Source organism: Bacillus siamensis (assembly GCF_051628075.1).
GTDB classification, from domain to species: Bacteria; Bacillota; Bacilli; order Bacillales; family Bacillaceae; genus Bacillus; species Bacillus siamensis.
On sequence record NZ_CP155579.1, the window covers coordinates 800,153 to 821,655 of the forward strand.

General features: G+C 48.5%; 21 protein-coding genes. 15 read left to right on the plus strand and 6 right to left on the minus strand.

The annotated features are described in order from the left end of the window. The first annotated feature begins 107 nt into the window (after positions 1–107). The 5 genes from ABDB98_RS04080 (at position 108) to cyoE (ending at position 6,328) form a co-directional block, all read left to right on the plus strand. Positions 108–1,841 (plus strand): ABC transporter ATP-binding protein, encoded by a 1,734-nt coding sequence (locus ABDB98_RS04080; protein ID WP_438421445.1) that lies wholly within the window; start codon positions 108–110, stop codon positions 1,839–1,841. Further along, complete coding sequence (locus tag ABDB98_RS04085) at positions 1,822–3,639, plus strand: ABC transporter ATP-binding protein (RefSeq protein WP_438421446.1); 1,818 nt, start codon at positions 1,822–1,824, stop codon at positions 3,637–3,639. The genes ABDB98_RS04080 and ABDB98_RS04085 overlap by 20 nt, the downstream gene beginning before the upstream one ends. Before the next feature lie 166 nt (positions 3,640–3,805). Then, the gene (locus ABDB98_RS04090; RefSeq protein WP_060963309.1) at positions 3,806–4,210 is read left to right on the plus strand and encodes a DoxX family protein; all 405 of its coding nucleotides are present in this window, start codon (positions 3,806–3,808) and stop codon (positions 4,208–4,210) included. A 16-nt stretch (positions 4,211–4,226) separates the two neighbouring features. After that, positions 4,227–5,084 carry a VOC family protein gene (locus ABDB98_RS04095; RefSeq protein WP_264819850.1) on the plus strand — a complete coding sequence of 286 codons (858 nt, stop codon included), beginning with the start codon at positions 4,227–4,229 and terminating at the stop codon, positions 5,082–5,084. A 296-nt stretch (positions 5,085–5,380) separates the two neighbouring features. Next, on the plus strand, positions 5,381–6,328 hold the full coding sequence (gene cyoE, locus ABDB98_RS04100) for a heme o synthase (protein ID WP_438421447.1): 948 nt from the start codon (positions 5,381–5,383) through the stop codon (positions 6,326–6,328). A gap of 39 nt (positions 6,329–6,367) precedes the next feature. On the opposite strand, the gene ABDB98_RS04105 is transcribed toward cyoE, so the two are convergent. Further along, positions 6,368–6,919 carry a PadR family transcriptional regulator gene (locus ABDB98_RS04105; protein WP_016936735.1) on the minus strand — a complete coding sequence of 184 codons (552 nt, stop codon included), beginning with the start codon at positions 6,917–6,919 and terminating at the stop codon, positions 6,368–6,370. Positions 6,920–7,105: 186 nt separating this feature from the next. Between ABDB98_RS04105 and ABDB98_RS04110 the strand changes: the two genes are divergently transcribed. The 5 genes from ABDB98_RS04110 (at position 7,106) to bstA (ending at position 12,386) form a co-directional block, all read left to right on the plus strand. After that, positions 7,106–7,708 carry an NAD(P)H-dependent oxidoreductase gene (locus tag ABDB98_RS04110; protein WP_438421448.1) on the plus strand — a complete coding sequence of 201 codons (603 nt, stop codon included), beginning with the start codon at positions 7,106–7,108 and terminating at the stop codon, positions 7,706–7,708. After that, positions 7,699–8,787, plus strand: a complete 1,089-nt coding sequence (locus tag ABDB98_RS04115; RefSeq protein WP_438421449.1) for an acyltransferase family protein — start codon at positions 7,699–7,701, stop codon at positions 8,785–8,787. The genes ABDB98_RS04110 and ABDB98_RS04115 overlap by 10 nt, the downstream gene beginning before the upstream one ends. 324 nt (positions 8,788–9,111) lie before the next feature. Next, positions 9,112–11,523, plus strand: a complete 2,412-nt coding sequence (locus ABDB98_RS04120) for a PEP/pyruvate-binding domain-containing protein (RefSeq protein WP_438421450.1) — start codon at positions 9,112–9,114, stop codon at positions 11,521–11,523. Between the two features lie 22 nt (positions 11,524–11,545). After that, positions 11,546–11,818: a ribonuclease inhibitor Barstar gene (locus tag ABDB98_RS04125; RefSeq protein ID WP_438421451.1), complete on the plus strand. Its 273-nt coding sequence runs from the start codon at positions 11,546–11,548 to the stop codon at positions 11,816–11,818. Between the two features lie 25 nt (positions 11,819–11,843). Then, positions 11,844–12,386 carry a bacillithiol transferase BstA gene (gene bstA / locus ABDB98_RS04130; protein WP_438421452.1) on the plus strand — a complete coding sequence of 181 codons (543 nt, stop codon included), beginning with the start codon at positions 11,844–11,846 and terminating at the stop codon, positions 12,384–12,386. Here bstA and ABDB98_RS04135 read toward each other — a convergent pair. Further along, entirely contained in the window at positions 12,346–13,938 is a 1,593-nt protein-coding gene (locus ABDB98_RS04135; RefSeq protein ID WP_438421453.1) for an MFS transporter, read from the minus strand. The genes bstA and ABDB98_RS04135 overlap by 41 nt on opposite strands. Before the next feature lie 106 nt (positions 13,939–14,044). Then, positions 14,045–14,527, minus strand: coding sequence for a MarR family transcriptional regulator (locus ABDB98_RS04140; RefSeq protein WP_438421454.1), 483 nt, complete (start codon positions 14,525–14,527; stop codon positions 14,045–14,047). A gap of 168 nt (positions 14,528–14,695) precedes the next feature. Between ABDB98_RS04140 and mprF the strand changes: the two genes are divergently transcribed. From mprF to ABDB98_RS04155, 3 genes are all read left to right on the plus strand, one after another. Beyond that, the gene (mprF, locus tag ABDB98_RS04145) at positions 14,696–17,266 is read left to right on the plus strand and encodes a bifunctional lysylphosphatidylglycerol flippase/synthetase MprF (protein ID WP_438421455.1); all 2,571 of its coding nucleotides are present in this window, start codon (positions 14,696–14,698) and stop codon (positions 17,264–17,266) included. Positions 17,267–17,364: 98 nt separating this feature from the next. After that, positions 17,365–18,249 (plus strand): PhzF family phenazine biosynthesis isomerase, encoded by an 885-nt coding sequence (locus ABDB98_RS04150; RefSeq protein WP_438421456.1) that lies wholly within the window; start codon positions 17,365–17,367, stop codon positions 18,247–18,249. Positions 18,250–18,325: 76 nt separating this feature from the next. Next, a complete protein-coding gene (locus tag ABDB98_RS04155) occupies positions 18,326–18,910 on the plus strand; it encodes a nitroreductase family protein (RefSeq protein ID WP_438421457.1) in 585 nt (194 codons plus the stop codon). Between the two features lie 38 nt (positions 18,911–18,948). Here the strand turns inward: ABDB98_RS04155 and ABDB98_RS04160 are convergent, their stop codons facing one another. The 3 genes from ABDB98_RS04160 to ABDB98_RS04170 form a co-directional block, all read right to left on the minus strand. Continuing rightward, positions 18,949–19,140 (minus strand): YfhD family protein, encoded by a 192-nt coding sequence (locus tag ABDB98_RS04160; RefSeq protein WP_016936722.1) that lies wholly within the window; start codon positions 19,138–19,140, stop codon positions 18,949–18,951. Between the two features lie 69 nt (positions 19,141–19,209). Continuing rightward, the gene (locus ABDB98_RS04165; RefSeq protein ID WP_003155504.1) at positions 19,210–19,320 is read right to left on the minus strand and encodes a YfhE family protein; all 111 of its coding nucleotides are present in this window, start codon (positions 19,318–19,320) and stop codon (positions 19,210–19,212) included. A 57-nt stretch (positions 19,321–19,377) separates the two neighbouring features. Beyond that, complete coding sequence (locus tag ABDB98_RS04170) at positions 19,378–20,277, minus strand: TIGR01777 family oxidoreductase (protein ID WP_438421458.1); 900 nt, start codon at positions 20,275–20,277, stop codon at positions 19,378–19,380. A gap of 91 nt (positions 20,278–20,368) precedes the next feature. On the opposite strand from ABDB98_RS04170, the gene recX reads away from it, so the two are divergent. Together recX and ABDB98_RS04180 are read left to right on the plus strand one after the other, a co-directional pair. After that, entirely contained in the window at positions 20,369–21,160 is a 792-nt protein-coding gene (gene recX, locus ABDB98_RS04175) for a recombination regulator RecX (protein WP_060963296.1), read from the plus strand. Positions 21,161–21,166: 6 nt separating this feature from the next. Beyond that, the gene (locus ABDB98_RS04180; protein ID WP_060963295.1) at positions 21,167–21,481 is read left to right on the plus strand and encodes a YfhH family protein; all 315 of its coding nucleotides are present in this window, start codon (positions 21,167–21,169) and stop codon (positions 21,479–21,481) included. Positions 21,482–21,503 lie beyond the last annotated feature (22 nt).

The window sequence follows — 21,503 nt, forward strand, 5'->3', positions numbered from 1 at the left end:
GTACATAATAAAAGGTGCGGGTTCAAGGGTTAATCCTTTATTCATTTAAGACAAACAAATAAAATAAATATACATACATACTGAACAAAGAATTTGGAGGCTTACACATGTCAAAGGCTTTATCATATGTAAAACCGTATTCTCTGTTGGCGGGAATCGCTCTGTTTTTCATGCTCATCGAGCTTGCGGTAGAGCTGATACAGCCCCTGCTGATCGGGAAAATCATCGACGAAGGAATTTTAAAGCAGGAGCTCGGAACGGTCTGGCTGTGGGGCGGCGTGATGATCGGACTGACGGTTGTTTCATTTGCATCGGGCATTTTAAATTCGTTCTACTCCGCCCACATCAGCCAAAGCTATGCGTATGATACGCGAAAAGGGCTATTTCGAAAAATCCAGTCCTTCTCCTATTCGACGTTTGCGCAATTCTCATCCACATCGTTTATCACCCGGCTGACAAACGATGTGACGCAGGTCCAAAATATGCTTTTCATGAGTCTCCGGTTTATGCTTCGGGCGCCGTTAATGATCGCGGGCGGCATTATTCTCTCGCTGACCGTCAATGCGAAACTCGGTTTTTTTCTGCTGATCACGGTGCCGATTTTGCTTTTGTTTTTGCTGTGGGTGCTGAAAAGAGGCGGCGCGCTGTTTCGGTCTGTGCAAAAGCGGCTTGACCAGGTCAATACGATCATGCAGGAAAACCTGACGGCGATCAAACTGATTAAAGCGCTTCTCCGTGCAAACCACGAAGTGAAACGTTTTTTGAAATCGAATACGAAGCTGATGGAAAAAACAGTATCCGCCTTTCGTCTCGTGGAAGCGGCCATGCCGATCTTAATGCTGCTGATGAACAGCTGCATTTTGTTTATCTTATGGTTCGGCGCCAAAAGCATTGACCAGGGAGGGGCGCAGGTCGGAGATATCGTTTCCGTGATTAACTATGCGACGCGGATTACAGGCGCGCTGTCCGTCCTGCCATTTCTCATTATGGTATTTTCCCGGGCGAAGGCTTCCGGCGAAAGAATCGGCGAGGTGCTGGAAACTGAAGGCGGCGAGGGAACGGGACATGACCCGGCACAAGCGCTTGCAGGCGAAATTGAGTTTCGCGAAGTGTCCTTCTGCTATCCGGACATGGAAAAAGACGCGCTGCATCACGTTTCCTTTTCTGCCAGCCCGAAAGAAACGGTTGCCATTATGGGCGCGACTGGCTCAGGAAAATCAACGCTCTTTCAGCTGATTCCGCGCCTGTACACGGCTGATTCAGGCAGTATTTTCATAGACGGAAAACCGATCGGTGGATTCTCCGCTCACGGGCTGCGCAGGGAAATCGGCTATGTTCCGCAGGAAGTGCTCCTGTTTTCGGGCACAATCCGTGAAAATATCGCCTGGGGGCGGGAGGATGCTTCACTAGATGAAGTAATAGAAGCAGCCAAAGACGCGCAAATCCATGAAACGATTATGAAGCTGTCAAACGGATACGACACGGTGCTGGGACAGCGGGGCGTCAATTTGTCAGGCGGGCAGAAGCAGCGCATTTCCATCGCGCGCGCTTTTATCAGAAAGCCGTCCCTCCTGCTGTTAGACGACAGTACGAGCGCGCTGGATCTTCAGACGGAAGCAAAGCTTTTAAAAGCGATCAGATCCTATGAATGCACGACACTGATTATCACGCAAAAAATAACGACCGCAATGAAGGCTGACACCATCTTATTGCTTGAAGACGGCGAACTGCTGGCAAAAGGCACGCACCAAGAGCTGATGGCAGAGTCTCATCTGTACCGGCAGATTTATGAATCCCAATTCGGAAAGGAGGGAGCTGACAGTGGAGAAAGACATTCGTAAACCTTTCCGTTATCCGAAAATACCGCTCAAATCGAGTGAAGGCGGCAGAAAACGTGCGAAAGCAAAAGATGCAAAAGGCACGCTGCGCAGAATCTGGTCGTATGTAGCAGAGAAAAAAGGGCTATTGACTCTTGTGATCATCATGGTAGTCATAAGCGCCATATTCGGCCTCCTCGGACCGTTCGTCATCGGGAAAGCGATTGATCATTTCATCGTCGGACGGACGACGGACGGATTGGCGGGGGTGCTGTTCATACTGTTTGGGATTTACCTCGTGCAATCGTTGTCCTTATGGTTTCAAAACTATTGGATGATCAATATCTCGCAAAGCACCGTGTTTAAAATGCGGAGCGAGCTGTTTACCCATCTGCATGAGCTGCCGATTCCGTTTTTTGATAAACAGCGGCTCGGCGACTTGATGAGCCGGGTCACCAATGATATTGAAAATGTCAGCTCCACTTTAAATACATCCGTTATTCAGGTGCTCTCTAGCGTCATTACATTCGCAGGCACAATCGCGGTGATGCTGTACATGAGCCCGCTTTTAACATTGATCACGCTTTTGATCATTCCGATCATGTTTTTAAGCATCAAATGGATCACCAACCGGACGGGACTCCTGTTTAAGCAGCAGCAGAAAAACCTCGGCGAGCTGAACGGTTTTATTGAAGAGTCGGTATCAGGAGCGAAGGTCATTAAAGCCTACTCCAGAGAAGACCGCGTCATGGAGCAATTTTTAGAAAAAAACGCGGCGTTAAAATCATCGGGATTTTGGGCGCAGACAATTTCGGGATTCATTCCGAAAGTCATGAACTCTTTAAACAATTTAAGCTTTACGATTATAGCGGCGGTCGGCGGGCTGTTTGCGCTGAAAGGATGGCTCTCAATCGGTTCCATTGTCGTATTCGCCGAATACTCGCGGCAGTTCACCCGCCCTTTGAATGATTTAGCCAATCAGTTCAATACGATGTTATCGGCAATCGCCGGGGCTGAACGGGTGTTTGACGTGCTTGATGAAAAAGAGGAGCGGGAAGATGAAGAGCATGCGGCGCATCAGCCGATCAAAACGGGTGACATCGAATTCCGCAATGTCTCCTTCGGCTATCAGGAAGACAGCCTGATCTTAAAACATCTGTCCTTCAGCGTTCCGAAAGGGCAGTCAATCGCCTTCGTCGGTCCGACGGGAGCGGGTAAAACAACCGTTACGAGCCTGATCGCCCGTTTTTACGAGCCGAATGAAGGAAAAATCCTCATTGACGGTACGGACATCAAAAAACTGACAAGATCCAGTCTGAGAAAAAACATGGGGTTTGTTCTGCAGGATTCATTTCTCTTCCAGGGCACCATCAGAGAGAATATCCGCTACGGCCGGCTGGATGCTTCTGACAAAGAGGTGGAGGAAGCCGCAAAAGCCGCCAATGCCCACGGATTCATCGAACGGCTCCCGAAAGGCTACGATACCGTTCTTACCCAAAACGGCGCGGGCATCAGTCAAGGACAGAAGCAGCTCATTTCCATCGCGAGAGCTGTGCTCGCGGACCCGGTTCTGCTCATTTTGGATGAAGCGACGAGCAACATTGATACAGTGACCGAAGTGAAAATACAAGAAGCGCTCGGCCGCTTAATGGCAGGCAGAACGAGCGTCATTATTGCTCACAGGCTGAATACGATTCAAAAAGCCGACCAGATTCTTGTGCTGAAAGACGGCGAAATGGCTGAAAAAGGAACCCATGCCGAACTTCTCAGCCAGAATGGTTTTTATCAAGAATTATATGAAAGCCAGTTTCGGGAATCGTAAATAGGGACAAAGACCTCCGACAGAGTGCGGAGGTCTTTTTTTATGCGGATAAATAGTACTTTTCAGTTATTTTCGTGAAATGTAACGAAATTACTTGACGTAAATAAGTTATGTATATATACTAGCTTACATAAAGTAAGTGATAATAATTTTCAAGGAGGATTTTATGAATAAATCATTCGAAACAGGAACACTGCTTTTAAGGGTTGTAACAGGTATTATCTTTTTTGTACACGGTTTATCCAAGTTCCAAGGATTAGAAGGCACCACACAATTTTTCCAAAGCATCGGGCTTCCGGCGTTTATGGTCTATGTCATCGCAACGATTGAGCTTGTCGGCGGGGTTCTGATCTTTTTCGGTTTGGCGACGCGCATAATCGGCGTTCTGTTTGCCCTCACATTAGTCGGCGCCATCTTTACGGCGAAGCTTTCCTCCCCATTTATGGGCGGCTCGGAATTTGATTTCATCTTACTGGCGGCATCTATTCACTTAGCGCTTTCAGGAAGCCGTCTGCTTTCATTGGACCAGCTCCTTTTCAAATCAAAAAAGGGAGAAACTTTTTCAGCATAAGAAAGAAGGCGTTCAAATGACCGGCATTCATCAAGATACAGCAATCGGTTATGTCAAATTGACCATCAAAAATTTGGAACGGTCGCTCGACTTTTACCAAAATGTGATCGGCTTTCAAGTCATCTCGCAAACCGATCGTTCTGCAGAACTGTCAGCAGACGGAAAACGCGTCCTGCTGATGCTTGAAGAAAATCCAAGCGCCGTCATTCTACCGGAGCGGTCTGTCACCGGCCTGTACCATTTCGCGATACTTCTGCCTGACCGGAAAGAACTCGGCATCGCATTGGCCCGGCTGATTGAAAACGGCATTGCGCTCGGTCAGGGGGATCACGCGGTCAGTGAGGCTCTTTACCTGTCTGATCCGGACGGAAACGGCATTGAAATATACGCCGATCGTCCCCGCAGCACGTGGCAGCGCGATGCAGAGGGCAATTACGTCATGCAAACGGCGCCAGTCGATGTGGACGGGCTTTTGAAAGAAGCCGGAGCTGAACGGAAAAGCCGTCTCCCGGAAGGAACCGTAATCGGTCACATCCATCTCCATGTGACGGATTTACAGGAAGCTAAAGCTTTTTATACCGATATCCTCGGTTTTGACATTGTCGGCAATTACGCCGCCATGTCCGCCCTGTTTGTTTCAGCGGGAGGGTATCACCATCACATCGGCCTGAATATATGGGCCGGAACACATGCGCCGCCGAAACCGGGAAACGCAAGCGGACTGGATTATTACACCATCGTGCTTCCGCATCAAAAAGAGCTCTCACGTGTGACAAAAGCGCTGACCGATGCCGGCTTTGAGATTGAAGAAAAAGAAGCGGGCATATTCGTCAAAGACCCTGTGTCAGGGGCAGATATCGCATTTACATTGTAAGAAAGAAACCTTGCCGTCTGCCGGCAAGGTTTTTTATTTTTCTGAAGTGTTCTCGAAAGAGAGCGAAAATCACAGTGACGCGCAAAAATGGCCCCTGGAGCCCGCCATCGCCGGCCCGCGCTCAGAACCTCCGCTGAATTGAAAACTGTGTACGTCCGGCAGGAGCCGAAAGCCGCATTCGGTCAGAAGATGCGGCTTTTCGTATACTATTTACAATTTTGTGAAAAGTAACCGGCATGAATTGAACTTCCTTATTCTTCCTGATATGATAAGCCGAAAAAGGAGAACCTGAACTGATGAATTCTAATGCAGCACAGACGGAACAGCCGATGAAGCATAATAAAAACCGGGTGACGGTCAAGGACTTTATCATCCTTGCCAAACCGGGGATTATCATCTCAAATTCACTCGCCGCATTGGGCGGATTTTGGATCGCGTGGCTTCAGTCAGAAAGGACGGGCGGAGGGCCCGGTATATTTGCTGCTATGACGATCGCCATGATCGGAACGGCGCTTGTCATGGCATCAAGCACTGTTTTTAATAACTTCTTTGACCGCGGCATGGATGCAAAGATGGCGCGAACCCGCACCCGCGCAAGCGTCACGGGGAAAATACCGCCGCCGGTCATGATCCTGTACGGCATCTGTCTCGGCGCATGCGGATTCATCATGCTTGCTGCGCTTAATTTACTGACTGCCGTTCTTGGCCTGCTTGCATTTTTACTGTATGCCGTCGTTTATACGCTTTGGTTTAAAAGACAATCCGTCTGGAGCACATTTGTCGGTAGCTTTCCGGGAGCCGCTCCGCCATTAATCGGTTATTGCGCGCTGGCCGGGTGTATTGATATGCCCGCGATTTTGTTATATGCGATTATGTTTTTGTGGCAGCCGCCGCATTTTTGGGCGATCGGGATCAGGCGAAAGGAAGAGTATCGTGCCGCCGGTATTCCGCTTTTGCCGATTGTAAAAGGCAACCGCGTCACAAAAATGAAAATGCTGCGTTACATCGCCGTTCTGACTGCGGTTTCGCTGCTCGTTCCTTTCTATATAGATGTCAGCCCGCTTTATACCGCGTCCGCTCTTCTGCTCGGAGCCATCTGGCTGTACCGGAGCGTCAAAGGTTTTCAGGCGGCGGATGACACGCAGTGGTCGAAGGGGATGTTTTTGTATTCGATTGTATATTTCAGCCTGCTTTTTCTTATTTTAATGGCTGATTCGTTAATAATGGCGGTTCTCAGTACGTAAACAGGCGGCTTATAGATACAGAGCCGCCCGTTTTTTTGTTTATGCTTTTTTGATGAGAGCCAAAATATCTTCAAGCCAGGAAATGTAATTGCGTTCCCGCTCAAGCGCTTTTGTCAGCACGAGATAATGGCCGAAATCGGGAGACGAAAATGAATCCGCATCCTCGGACGATGTCATCAGTTCGTGATAACTGTTTTCCAAGTCGGACAATTTTTCCTTCCGCTTTACGAGCTGATCGGTGAATAGCTCATCCGCTTCCTCCCGGGTCAAAGCTGAGATGAAATAAGCCTTCAGCATAAATTCATCCTTCACCGTTTCCGGAATCGGATCTTTTTTCGTCAGCCAGGCGGCAAGCTCCCGTTCTCCATTGCCGGTCAGCGTGTACATTTTTTTCTCAAGCTTCGTTCCTTGGATCGCAGTGCGGAACGTAATAAACCCCTCAGCCGTCAGTTTTTTCAATTCCGGATAAATCTGGCTGTGCTTTGCGCTCCAGAACTGGCCGAGCTCTTCTTTAAAATAGCTCGATATATCATATCCGCTCAATTCGCCTTTTCTTAAAAGCCCTAAAATCGCGTACTTTAAAATTCTCATGTTGTCCTCCAAGCCCATTCATTTGACAGCTAGTATACCACACGGCTGCGAAAAAACGCAGAAGTGCCGGATGCGGCAATCCTCAGCCGCATACAGATTTGAAACGCCTTTCATCATGTCTTTGCCTTATTCATATGACATCATGATATAATCATTGTAAAAATTAAAAAATACTGGGAGGGACATATGAAGACGGTGATTGTGTATGCAGATCCGGATGAGAACAGCTTCAATGCGGCTATCGTAAAATACGTCGCCATGGCTTTGAAGGACAGCGGCAAAAGCTATACTGTCATTGACTTATACGCCGATCAATTTGATCCCGTGCTGAAGGCCGGAGATGAAAAAAAGCGGGCGGATATGAAACGGGACGCTGAAACGAAGAGATACCGGAAACTGGTGAAAGAAGCGGATCATCTCATTTTCATCTACCCGCTGTGGTGGGGAGGCGTTCCGGCGATTATGAAAGGCTTTTTTGACAAAGTGCTTGTCGCCGGAGAAGCCTACACATTTGAAAACGGCCGCGTAAAAGGCCTGCTTCGGGCAGAGACGGCACAGGTGTTTTATACAGCAGACTCCCCGAACAGGCACTTAAAGTGGTTCCGGAAAAACGCGGACTGGATTACGCTGAAAAAAGGAATTCTGCAATGTTGCGGCATTCAAAAAGCCGAACGGAACTTTATATCCTCAGTTAAAACGAGCACACCCGAGCTGCGGGAAAAGCGGCTTCGCCAGGCATACGCCAAAGTCCGCCGCGCTTGTGAAAAAGGAGCGGCCGCATGCAGATAAAAGAAATTTTCGTGATCCGCTGTCTTTCCTGCTTAAGTGTCGTTCTGCTGCACGTGGTGTCAATGGTGCTGATGATTCAGGAAGAGTTCTTAGCAAGCGCCGCCCGTACGGTTGATGCATTCCGGACCTTGCTGATGTTCAGCACGCCGGCGTTTATCTTTATCTCGGAATTTCTGCTTGCCAGGTCCTATCCGGAAGGCGTCCCCGCAGGTTTCTTAAAGAAAAGGGGAAAAGTTATTTTCGTGCCGTTTCTGTTTATCGCCGCGGTGGATGCCATCTTAATGAAAAGTGTGGCAGAAGAGGGAGCCGGTTTCGTTTCAGTGTTCGGTAAATTTTTAGAAAACGTCTTTTTAGGAAACTTTATCGGGTACTTCATTCTTGTGATCTTTCAATTTTACATTCTCCATATGCTGCTGCACCGCTGGCTGAGCAACACATCTCCCGTGTGGGTGCTGGCTGTTTCGTTTATCATCAACGCCGTCTATCTGGCCTATTTTTCAATCGTTCATCCGCCTGTTTCATCGGGGCTTGATTCTATTTTTCCGTTCTTTTGGGTTCCGTTTCCGGGCTGGCTGTTTTATTTCTGTCTGGCATTTTATTGCGGAAAGGAATACCGGCGTTTTTTAGCGCTCATCAATCAATACCGTTATGCGGTTTACTTCAGTGCGGCCGTATCGGCAATATTGATTGTGACGGTTTCATATGTCAGCGGCGGCTCCATTTCCTCTAAGCGTCCGGATATTATGATTTACGCGGTCAGTATGATCTTTCTGTGTTTTCATCTGTTTTCAAAGCTTAAAAAAGTGCCCGCGATTGTGATGATGATCAGCAACTATTCGTTTTCAATCTATCTGCTGCACTCCTACTTTTTAATCAGCGGATATCTTCTGGAAGGCTATTTGCGGTCAATGCCTTTGCCGGCTGCCATCCTTCTTTTATTTTTGATCTGCACGCTCGGTCCCATTTTCGTATCTTGGGGGTGCAGCCATTTCAGATACGGATACCTGTTTGTCGGAAAAGTGTATCAGCCGAAGCAGACCAAAAGAAATACGGCGGCGCATCAAGGCCGCACAGTCTGAAAAAAAGGCGGCGTTTCAGCCGCCTTTTTTGATACGGAAGTTGTATATAACCTGCAAACGAAACCCCCCGCGGCAAGCCGACAGAGAATGCCAGGTAAGCGGTATCGGGCAGCCTATCTCTAATTTTGATAGTGCTTTTACTGTAAGGCTGAAGACCCCGCCTGCATCCGTTTTGACCGGATGCATTTATGACAACATAACGCCATCGATTTTCTCCCTTGTGAAGACCGATATATTGTATACTTATAGGAAATACTTTCAAAAAAAGTGAAAAAGAGAAAAATGGTGAGCTTGGATGAACGACTAAAAAGGAGCGGGGACATTATGAATGACTGTGTCAAAACATTCGGAGAACTTCCGGCCGAACTTTATTCCTCTGCGGGAGGAAAAGGAAGCATTCTCTCTAAAATGTATCAAAGCGGGTATCCTGTGCCTGAAGGGTTTGTGATTTTGCCGTCAGCTTTTCAGGACGGACAGCTCCGCCATCAGGCGAGAGAGGCTATTGATCAATATGTGAATTCCATCCGCAGCCGCCATGCAACTGCGTTGTTTGCCGTACGCTCATCTGCGCTGAGCGAGGATTCCGCTCAGGCTTCCTTTGCCGGAGAATTCGATACGGTGTTGAATGTCAAAACAGATCAAGACATGTCCAAGGCGATTGATGAAGTCCGCCGATCGGCACAGTCAGAAAGGGTAAAAGCGTACAGCGCCGTTCAGGGAATGGAAGATGAGCATGAAATCGCAATCGTCATCCAGCTGATGATACCGTCTGAGATATCCGGAGTGCTGTTTACCGCAGATCCGATTACGGGGAGCAGGCGGGAGATGACAGGCAATTACGTCTACGGTCTCGGGGAGCAGCTCGTTTCCGGGGAAGCCGATGCCTATTCTTTTAAACTGGCACGGCCCAAGAAAAAATATGACGGCCCCGGGGAATTTCGTAAATATGCGTCAAAGCTCTATAAACTGGCGAAAAAGCTGGAAAAAGATCTTGGAGGGCCGCAGGATATTGAATGGGCCGCCGCGGGCGGGACATTGTATATTCTTCAATCCCGCCCGATTACGACCTTACAAGCCGGAAATCTGGAAACCTATGAATGGAATGATTCTTTCAGCGGTGATTTTTTATGGACAAACACAAATATAGGAGAAGCGATTCCCGATGTGATGACGCCGCTGACATGGTCGCTCCTCCGGAATCTGGATGAAGAGTCGGGCATCATTCCGGGTTATTATGTCTGGTCCGGCAATATTTGCGGCAGAGCCTATAACAATATGAGCCAGCCTCTTTCCGTTCTCGCCGCTTTCGGTCTGAATCCGAAAGGCGGAAAAATAGGAAAAATGATGAGCGATACATTGGGAGAAATCCCGGCGGAAATGAAAATTCCTTTATATCCATTCTCAAAGTATGAACTTTTGAAGATCATCTCGAAAAAACTGAAACCGTATCTGTCGAAAATGAAGCACGCGAAAAAAAACATGTCCTCCTACTTGGACGAATCGCCGGAGTGGTGCCGGAATATTGAGGAAAAGCTGAAACGAGCCGAAACGGAGCGGGCATTATTAGCGATATGGAACAATGAGATCTATCCGTATTTATGCAACGCGTGGTTTGCGTTAATATCCGGCGGGCGTGATTCTGCGCAATCCTCTTCGTCATTAACCTCTCAATTAACAAAACTCGCAGGCATAGAAGATGCGAATCTCCTGCTTTCCAATCTGAGGGGAAAAGGCGGACTGGCCAGCCTGGAGCCGATTATCGGCATTGATCAAGTCATGAAAGGCCGTATGAGCGAGGAAGAATATCTCAGGAACCAAGGCCACCGAGGCCCGCATGAATACGAACTTTCCATACCGCATCCGGGAGAAAACCGGGATTGGCTGACGAAGCAGATCAAAGAACACAAGGAGTCGGGTATTGATGCCGAACAACTGCTTTTGAAACAGCAGCGGGCGCATGAACAGGCCTTCCGAAGATTTGAAGAAAAGTTTCCTCGTAAGGTCAAATGGCTCAAAGCCAAAATGGAAAAAGCGTCAGAATACGCGAATATTAGAGAAACAACCAGATCCGAATTTGTCAGGGTGTACCGGACAGCCAGAGCATTCGCGCTCAGAGCGGCGGAAATGACCGGCATGAAGGACGATATTTTCTTCTTGTATCTGCATGAAATATCCGATCTGCTTGCGGGGAAAGAGCCTGCGGTTGCGTCGATTCAAGCGAGAAAGCAAAACTATGAAACCTATAAAAAACTGCCGCCGTTCCCATCCGTTATTAACGGAAGATTCAATCCGTTTAAATGGGCTGAGGAACCTGACAGAAGAGCGGATTATTACGATGCTTTTATGCCTGCGGAAACTGATGATGCGCACACTTTAAAAGGTTTCGCGGGAGCGGCCGGGAGAGTGGAGGGCATTGTCCGTGTCCTTGATGTCCCGGAAGACGGGGATTCTTTTGCGGCGGGGGAAATTTTAGTGACTTCGACAACCAATGTAGGATGGACCCCGCTTTTTCCAAGAGCGGCTGCTATCATAACGGACGTCGGCGCCCCTTTGTCCCACGCGGCGATCGTCGCCCGGGAACTGGGGATTCCTGCTGTTGTCGGGTGCGGAAATGCAACGTCAAAACTGAAAACGGGGGACAGGGTGGCCGTTGACGGCGGGCAAGGCATCGTCCAGCTGGAACCGCGGCAGACTCCGGTCACTTCTGAAGAGGAAAATGGTAAACTGATAGAATAAAATCATGAGAAAGGAGCCGCACATGAAAAAAGCAATCATTAACGGGGAACAAATCAGAAGTATGAGCGACCTGCACGAGACATTGAAAAAGGAGCTTGCCCTTCCTGAATACTACGGTGAAAACCTTGACGCTTTATGGGATTGTCTGACCGGCTGGGTCGAGTACCCCCTCGTTTTAGAATGGAGACAGTTTGAACAAAGCAAGCAGCTTACAGAAAACGGCGCCGAGAGTGTGCTTCAAGTCTTTCGTGAAGCGAAAGCGGAAGGCTGCGATATCACCATCATACTTTCATAATACGATCAACGGGAGAGAGACAAAAATGGAAAAACAAACCCTCAGCTATCCGATTGGAGAATATCAGCCGGCTGAATCGATTTCGGGCGGACAGAAACAAGAATGGATCAATGCGCTGGAACACGCTCCGGCCAAACTGAAACAAGCTGTCAGAGCGATGTCGGACAATCAGCTCGATACGCCGTACCGCGAAGGGGGATGGACTGTCCGTCAAGTGGTTCACCATCTGGCGGACAGCCACATGAACGGCTATACCCGGTTTAAATTGGCTTTAACAGAAGATGAACCGGAAATCCGTCCCTATGATGAAAAAGGCTGGGCCGATCTTCATGATTCAAAAACCGCCGCTTGCGGGGATGCGCTTGAGCTGTTAACAATCCTGCACAGAAGATGGGCCGCTCTTTTGCGCTCCATGACGGAAGCCCAATTCAAACGGAGATACTTCCATCCTGTTTCCAAAGAGACGGTTACGCTGGAACAAGCGCTCGGATTATATGTCTGGCATTCTGAACATCATATCGCCCATATTACTGAGCTTTCCCGGCGGATGGGCTGGCATTTGTCTTAGAGGATGCCGGCTTCCGGAAGAACGCCAAAACAGCCGCAGATACAATCGTGCATAACGAAATGACGGCGGCAGCCGTATAAAGGTGATGATAGCCGCTGGCAATGCCCGTTTCAATCGCATCAGAAACTGCTTTTTTGACGGCGGGAACGGGGATTAGGCTTACCTGTTCCTGCAACGAAGAAATCCCGCCGCTGATATCGGGCAATTGCGCCTGATCAGCGGGAACGCCGCTTTTTGCTAAACGGTTTTTGATGTCATCTCCGATCCGGTCAAAGCCGGCTGTAATGAAGCCGGCATATAAGGCCGGGGCGAGCGTCAGCCCGACCTGCCTCACGAGGGAAAGCGTGCCGAGCGCCGTCCCTTTGTTTTGGCCCGCCGTTTCTGATACAAGCACATTCAGCGGAGCTCCGAGCAGAAATCCGAAACCGGTCCCCGCAATGACACTCGCCGTGACAAATTCCCATTTATCCGTCACCCATAACGGAAACATGCTGAAGCCGGCAAATGCGATAGCGCCTGATACAACAGCAGAGAAGACCGGCCCTTTTTTATCCGTGACCGCCCCGCCGAGCCATGCGCCGATGCCTGATGCCAACGCGAGCGGCGTCATCCAATAACCCGCTTTCTCCGCTGATACGTGCAAATACTGCTCCGCGTAAGAAGGAATAAAAATGACCGCAGCGAGCAGCCCGCCCGATAAAAACCCGATGACAAGCGTCCATTGAAACACTTTATTTTGCAGCAGCGAGTAGGCGAGAATCGGATCTCCCCCGCGTTTTTCAACCCGCTTTTCAACCTTAAGCAGCGCCAGAAAGAGAAATGCCGCCCCTAGAAGATATCCGTACACCTTCACGTCCATTATGCTTTCTGACAGCTTTGCCCCGTCGAGGTTCGTGATACCGATCATGCAAGATAAAATTGCGAGAGACAGCATCATCGTGCCGGCAAGATCAAGCTTTTTCGCCTCAGGCTCTTTCGTTTCAGCAATAAACAAACCGCCGCACACAACCAAAGCGGCGGCTATCGGCAGATTAATCAGAAACAGCCAATGCCACGACCCGGTTACATCAAGCAAAAAACTCCCGATATTCGGTCCGAGGACGGCCGCCATACCGTTCATCGCCCCTAAAAGCCCGAGAGCTTTTCCCTGTTTTTCTTTCGGAAGCACAGCCAGCACATGTGAGCTGCCGATAATAAAAATTCCCCCGCCGCCAAAGGCTTGAATGAGCCGCGCCGCCAAAAACATCGGGAAGCTCTGACTGAGTGCGACAAGCAAAGAGCCAAGACCAAACAGTCCGACTTCAATCATAAACAGTTTTTTCCGCCCGTAGCGGTCCGACAGCTTGCCGACAATCGGCACACTGACACTGAGTCCCAATGTATAAAGGGTCACGCCCCACGATCCCCATGAAGGAGAAATATCAAAAGAGCTGTTAATCGTCGTCAGAGCAGCGGAAATAATTCCGTTGTCCAGCGCCGCCATGAACACACCGATCGTAAAAAGGGTGATGGCCCAGCTCTGGTTTTTTCCTGTTTGCACTCGTCTCGGCATACTGATCAATCCTTCCATTTTAATTCACTCAAAATATATTATTCACTTGGAGTGAATTAAATGTCAAATGAAAAAAGGCCGCCGATACGGCAGGCCTTTTTCATCTCTATGCCTGTTTGGAGGATTCCAGCGCTTTTGCCAAAATGGCGAGTCCTTGATTGACCGTTTGTTTTTCTTCAGCGGTCAGCGTTTCCAATGAACGCTTCAATTTTATATGCCCTTTTTGATAAAGGCTGCGGAAAATGTCTTTCGCGTTTTCCGTCAATTGAACGACGACTGAACGGCGGTCTTCTTCTGACGGGGCGCGTGTAACGAAACCTGATTTTTCCAACCGGTCGAGCAGCCCCGTCGTATTTGAAAGGGAAGCGCCCATTTTTTCTGCAATTTCACTCACCTTCAGCGTCCCGTGGTTGTTCAGAAGCATCAGTACCTTCATTTGCGGCATGCTCATATCAAGCTTCATCCATTCTGACACATCGCCGAGTCCCGCCGACGTCATCACTTTCATGTACAGCACCCAAATATCCCGTTCCTCAGGAGAAAAAATATCGCCGCCCAAGACCGTTGTATCATGCAGGTTATAATCCATCGTCTCACTTCCTCATTCATACTCCTTCATACCATATTACTGATTTTCATCTGAGAAAGAAAGTTGCAGGCGAGTTTTGTTTGAATAGGAGGTGGTAGTGTATAATATGTTGGAGATTATTGGGGGAATTATAATAAATAAGCTATTTTATGATGATTGGAGAGAATATTGCTGACTAAAAAGAATGCCTTATCGATATTAAAAGTATTATTTCCTATTGCAGTTTTGCTTTTAGTCATTTATCAGTCGAAGAAGGAATTGACGGATCTTTCTTTTAAACGCACGCTGTACATTATTAACGGGATTGAGCGGTACGATTTATTTATCCTCGTTCTGCTCGGCCTCCTTGCCGTCAGTGCGATGTCCTTTTATGACTTTGTGCTGAAACGGACGCTGCGGCTCAACATTCCGAATTGGAAAGTGTTCAGGGTTTCCTTTATCGCCAATTCCTTTAACAATGTCCTTGGATTCGGGGGTCTGGCGGGCGTCGGACTGCGGACGATGCTGTACAAAGAGCATACGAGCGACGTAAAACGACTTGTCGCAGGCATTGCCTGGCTTACTTCTTCAGCGCTGCTCGGGCTGTCGGTCTTCAGTATTCTGACTGTCGCCCGGGTGCTGCCGGTGGGCGAAATCACAGGCGAGAAGCCGTGGCTGTGGGCTGTCATCGCCGGCGTGGCGCTTATTGTGCCGGTGGCCTTAATCGCCGCTTGGATCAACAATAAAAAAGCTCGAACGGAAGATGGTGAAGCAAAACTGAGGCATCCGATTTTTTCTTATATCGGAGCTTCGTTTGCCGAATGGTTTGCGGCGGCCGTCGTTATGTATTATTCACTGCACGTCATGGGGATTCACGCAGATGTCCGCCATGTATTCGGTGTATTCGCGATAGCCGCTATCGGGGGAATCATCAGCCTTGTGCCGGGCGGATTCGGCTCGTTTGACCTCCTGTTTCTGCTCGGCATGCAGAATATGGGCTTTCCGCAGGAGGCAGTCGTGACATCCATCGTCATCTACCGGATTGTGTATTCATTTATTCCGTTTGTGTTCGGGCTGTTCTTTGCGGCCGGCGACTTAACGGAAAACACGCTGAAACGGCTGGAATCAAATCCGAAGATGGCGCCTGCCGTAGAAACGACGAACGTGCTTCTCGTATTGCAGCGCGGGATCTTAATCAGAGTGCTTTACGGTTCGCTGTCGCTTTTGGTTTTCGTGTCGGGAGTCGTCGTGCTTGCGTCCGTCGCATTGCCGATTGACAGAGAAACGGTCATTCCGCACATTCCGCGCCCGGCGCTCCTTGCGTTTAACGCGTTATCGCTAAGCGCGGCATTGATTCTATTAATCCTGCCGATTGAATTATACAAACGGACGAAACGCTCTTATTCAATGGCGGTCGCCGCGCTGGTCGGCGGTTTTATGTTCAGTTTCTTAAAAGGAATGAACATCAGTGCGATCTTTATTCTGCCTGTCGTCATCGTCGTGCTTGTGCTGCTGAAGCGGCAGTTTATCAGGGAGCAGGCATCGTATACACTCGGCCAGATGATTTTTGCGGCCGCTCTGTTTATTATCGCCCTGTTTAACTATAATCTCATTGCCGGTTTTATTTGGGATAAAATGAACCGGCTGCTGCGCCACGATTACTTCGTCCATAATAATTCGCACATTACATATGCGACGATGACGGCCATTATTGTCGTGCCTCTGTTTTTCTTTGTCTTCACGGCAATTTATCATAAAAGATTGAAGCCGATCGGGGAAGCGGCCGATCCTGAACGGCTGAAGACCTTTTTGGCGGAAGAAGGCGGAAATGCGCTCAGCCATCTCGGCTTCCTCGGGGATAAGCGGTTTTATTTCTCAAGCGACGGCAAAGCGCTTTTATTGTTCGGCCAGATTTCGAGAAGACTTGTCGTGCTCGGTGATCCGTCGGGACAGAAAGACTCTTTTCCGCTGGTGATCGAGGAATTTCTGAACGAAGCGCATAAGCAGGGGCTGAGTGTCATGTTTTATCAGATTGAACGTGAAGACATGGCGCTGTACCATGACTTCGGCTATAACTTCTTCAAGCTTGGAGAAGAAGCTCTCGTGGATATGGAGGCATTTACGCTGTCAGGAAAGAAAAAAGCGGGTCTGCGCGCGATTAACAACAAATTTGACCGCGAAGGCTATACATTTCATGTCGGGGAGCCGCCGTTTTCTTCCGAGTTTATGACCAAGCTGAAAGACATTTCGGACGAATGGCTCGGACCGAAAAAAGAGAAAGGCTTTTCTCTCGGTTTCTTCGATCGGGACTATTTGGAACAGGCTCCGATTGCTTACGTAAAAGACACAGAAGGGGAGATCATCGCTTTTGCCAACCTTATGCCGATGTACCAGGAAGGCGAAATATCAGTCGACTTGATGCGTTATCGGAAAAACGCGCCGAACGGTATCATGGACGCGCTTTTCATCCGTCTGTTTCTCTGGGCGCAGGAAAAAGGCTATACCACTTTTAATATGGGGATGGCGCCGTTGTCAAACGTAGGAACGGCCTTTACATCTTTCTGGTCGGAAAGAATCGCAGCCGTCATCTTCAACAACGTCCGGTATATGTACAGCTTCAGCGGGCTGCGGGCCTTTAAAGAAAAATACAAACCGGAATGGCGCGGGAAATACTTGGCGTACCGCAAAAACAGATCGCTGTCTGTCACGATGTTTCTCGTCACCAGCCTGATCGGAAAAACCAAAAAAAGACGCCGTTAAAAGGCGTCTTTTTTTTCCTGTAATGTAATTAACTAAAAATTCTAATTTTCTTTTGTTATACTGAATAACATACCATAAGACGAAAGGAAGACTGATGAATGAAACAGGCAGCCGTATTTAAATATGAAGCGTTTACCGATATTCCTGATCTGGGAAATCCCGCTGGAATCGTCTTTAACGGTGATGATTATTCAGATGAAGAGATGCAGATGATCGCCGAAATGGCAGGGTACAATGAAACCTCATTTCTCTGTAAAAGCGGAGAAGCCGATCTGTGTATCCGCTATTTTACACCCGGCCATGAAATGAATTTATGCGGACATGCTACCGTTGCCTCTCTCTACGCATTAATTGAAAAGGGAAGGCTTCAGGCTGGTCAGACGTATCGGATTGAGACAAAAGCCGGCATTCTTCCCGTAAAAGCCGCTGAACGAAACGGGCGGGTATACATCACGCTTGAACAGGCTCCCCCGCAATTTCTGCCGTTTACAGGAGACAAAGAAAAGCTTGCGGCTTCGCTCGGGATAACGGCTGAGGATTTCCACGGCGAGCTTCCGATTGTTTACGGATCAACGGGAATCTGGACACTGATTGTTCCGCTGAAATCACTGGAAGCATCACGGAATATGGTGCCGGACAACTCACAATTTCCCGCTGTATTGCAAGATCTTCCGAAAGCGAGTGTTCATCCTTTTTCTCTGGAAACTGTTCATCAGGAAAGCGATCTGCACGGACGCCATTTTTCTTCTCCTTTTTCCGGAACGACCGAAGACCCCGTCACGGGAACCGCTTCAGGCGTCATGGCGGCCTATATGCGGCAATACGGGGGCTCTGAAGCCGAATGCCTCACGATTGAACAAGGCCAGGAAATAGGGAAAGACGGAAAAGTGGAAATCAGGATCACGGAGGAAGGCGGCGAGGTGAAAATCGAGATGACGGGAACTGCCGTGTATGCCGAATCAATTAATCTTCAGCTTCCGTAATGGTTTACAAAAGACGGTTCTATCCGTTATATTATAAATGATAATCATTTTCAATTGAATAGGAAGGTGAATCGGCATGCCGAAAACCGAACAATTACAGCAAAACGAGAGTCTTAAACTTACGATCAGAAACAGAAGATCCATCCGGTCATTTAAACCGGAAACCGTTCCTTCTGAAGTCATATTAGATATGCTCGAAACTGCCGTTTACGCACCGAACCACAGACTGACGGAGCCATGGCGTTTTATCTACGCGGCAAGCGAAGCGGGAAAAGAAAAGCTTGCGGACAGCTACGTCTCATTTTTCAAAAAAATAAAAGATGATTTCAACGAGGAAAAAGAGCGGAACATGAGAAAAAATCTCAGTGCCGTACCGGGATTTTTGTTGGTCGTCTTAAAAGAAGATGAAAATGAATTTACGCGAAATGATGATTTCGCGGCGCTGAGCGGCATGATTCAAAACCTTCAGCTTCTCGCACATGAAAACGGCATCGGCATGGTTTGGAAAAGCGGCCGCATTATGTATGACAAACAGGTGCATCAAGACTTCGGACTTGCAGATAATGAGCGTTTCGCCGCCATCATCCAAACGGGCTATCCGGATGAACAGCCTAAGGCGAAAGAACGGACGCCGGCAAAAAGCCTGTTTACCGAACTGTAAAAAAATCCCCGTCCTCAAGAAGAGGCGGGGATTTTGTATTAGCGGGTTTTGCTTTTTGCTCTGTTGTCCGCGGCTTTCATCCGCGCCTGCGCTTCGCGGTCAGCGGAATCAGCAAGCTCGCTTGAATATTCCTCATATGTGCCGTCTGTTTCACGTTTCAAAGCAGCCGGAACTTGAGGAAGCTTTTGTTTGTTTTTATCACGGTTTTTGTGAGTATGATTTCTGCCCATAACAATCGCCCCCTGAAAAAAGTGATATCAAACAAACATAGTATCTGCCCGGTCTCGATCTTTATTCGTTTATTTCCGTTTGGCTGCTCTTTCCGCTTTTTTGAATTCACCGGAATAAAGGACTTCCTGCATTTTTTTGAGATTGGCTCCCTGCTGATGTTTTTCGCGCTTCTTTTCCATAAAAGAAGACCCTCCTTCAAAACAGAATACCAATAGGATTGGCTTTTATTTCCGTTTTTATGCAGATAAGAGATCCTTTAAAGCGAAATCAAGTTCTTCATACGTAAATTGAAAACCGGATGTCAGCGCCTGTTTAGGCAGGGCGCGCTGGCCTTTTACGATCAGCAGGCTCATCTCTCCCAATGCTTTCTCCAGAAAAAATTCCGGTACGGGAATCCAGTGGGGGCGGTGCAGGACGCTTGCGATCGTCTTTCCGAATTGCTTCATTTCAACGGGGTTCGGCGATGTCACATTCATCGGCCCGGACAAGTCCTCATGTTCCGCCGCATACGCGATGAGTTTCGCGGCGTCATCGACATGAACCCATGACAGCCATTGCCGTCCCGAGCCGACGGTGCCGCCCGCTAACAGCTTATAAGGGAGAACCATGAGCGGCAGGGCGCCTTTTTCACCGAGCATCACGCCGAATCTGGCATATACCGTCCGGATGCCGAGCGCTTCAATTTTCTGGCCTTCACGCTCCCACATATGAGCCGTATGACTGAGAAAGTCTTCATTTGACGTATCGGACTGCTCAGTGAACGTTTTCTCTGTGCTGGTGCCGTAAATGCCGACGGCGCTAGCCTGAATGAAAGCCCGCGGTTTTTGAGGCTGCTGCTTCATAATCCGTCTGACTTCTCTCGTCGCTTTTACCCGGCTTGAGATAATTTGTTCCTTCGTTGTGTCCGTCCAGCGGTCAAAGATGGATTTGCCGGCGAGATTCACCCATACATCAATAGGGGGAAGCTCGCGCTCAGGCGCCGCATTTTCGGCCAGCCATTGAACATATGTCACATTTTTTTGTTCGGTTTCTCTCTGTTTTCTTGATAAAATATAGACATGATGTCCCCGGCGGGTAAACACACCTGTCAGATGCCGGCCGAGAAAACCCGTGCCGCCTGTCATCGCGATATTCATATCCATCTCTCCTTACACGTTGATACATATACTGTACCTCATTTGCCGAAAAGAAAAACGCCTGAACATCGGGGCGGGAAAGGAGACCGGTATGCCGTTTATTACAAAAATATCGACCCAAAAGAAAAACACCGAGCGCTTCAACATCTTTCTTGATGAGAAATATGCATTCAGCGTCGACGCCGACGTGCTTGTGCGTTTTGACCTGAAAAAAGGGAAAGAACTGGACGAGCTTGACATTCTTGAAATCCAGCACGGCGATGAAGCGAAAAAAGCCTTTAACCGCGCCGTAGATTTTTTATCATACCGGATGCGCTCTGAAAAAGAAGTCCGGGACCATCTGAAGAAAAAAGAAACACCTGAGATGGTCATTCCTGAAGTCATCCATAAACTGTACGATTACCGCTACTTAAATGACAAAGAATTTGCCGAAGCCTATGCAAGCACCCACAAGAAAACAAACGGCAAAGGCCCTGACGTCTTGTTCCGCGAGCTGAAAGCGAAAGGAATAGACGACGATACCATCAAGGAGACTCTCAGTGCGTTTACATTTGACGAGCAGATACAAGAAGCGCTGAAACATATCGGGAAAATCCTGAAAAAAGACAAAAAGCTGTCCACAAAAGAGATCAGACAGCGGGCGCAGATGCAGCTTCAGCGAAAAGGTTTTCCATTCGACGTGATCAACGCCGCCCTGGAGCAGACGGAGTATGAGAATGATGACGAAACTGAGATGGAAGCCCTGAAGATTCATGCGGAAAAGGCGATCAGGAAATACCGCTATGACGGCAGCTATGAAAGCAGAATGAAGGTCAAACAGTACTTATTCAGAAAAGGATTCTCGATTGACGATATTGAACAATTTTTGCAGGAAGAGGAGTAAACCGAAATGGATAAACGATACAGTCAAATGACGCCTCATGAACTACAGACAGAAATTGCGGGATTGACGGAAAAAGCGAGAAAAGCGGAACAGATGGGCATTGTAAATGAATTGGCCGTGCTTGAACGGAAAATCACGATGGCCAAAGCCTACATGCTGGAGCCGGAAGACTTTCGGCCCGGCGCAGTGTATCAGATAGAAGGTTCTGATGACACATTCAGCATTGATTACATCAACGGCGTATTCGCCTGGGGGCACAGATCTTCGTCGCCTGACCGGGAAGAGGCGCTGCCGATTTCTGTTTTAAAAGAAAAAAGTTAATAAAAGAGGCCGGTTCCGGCCT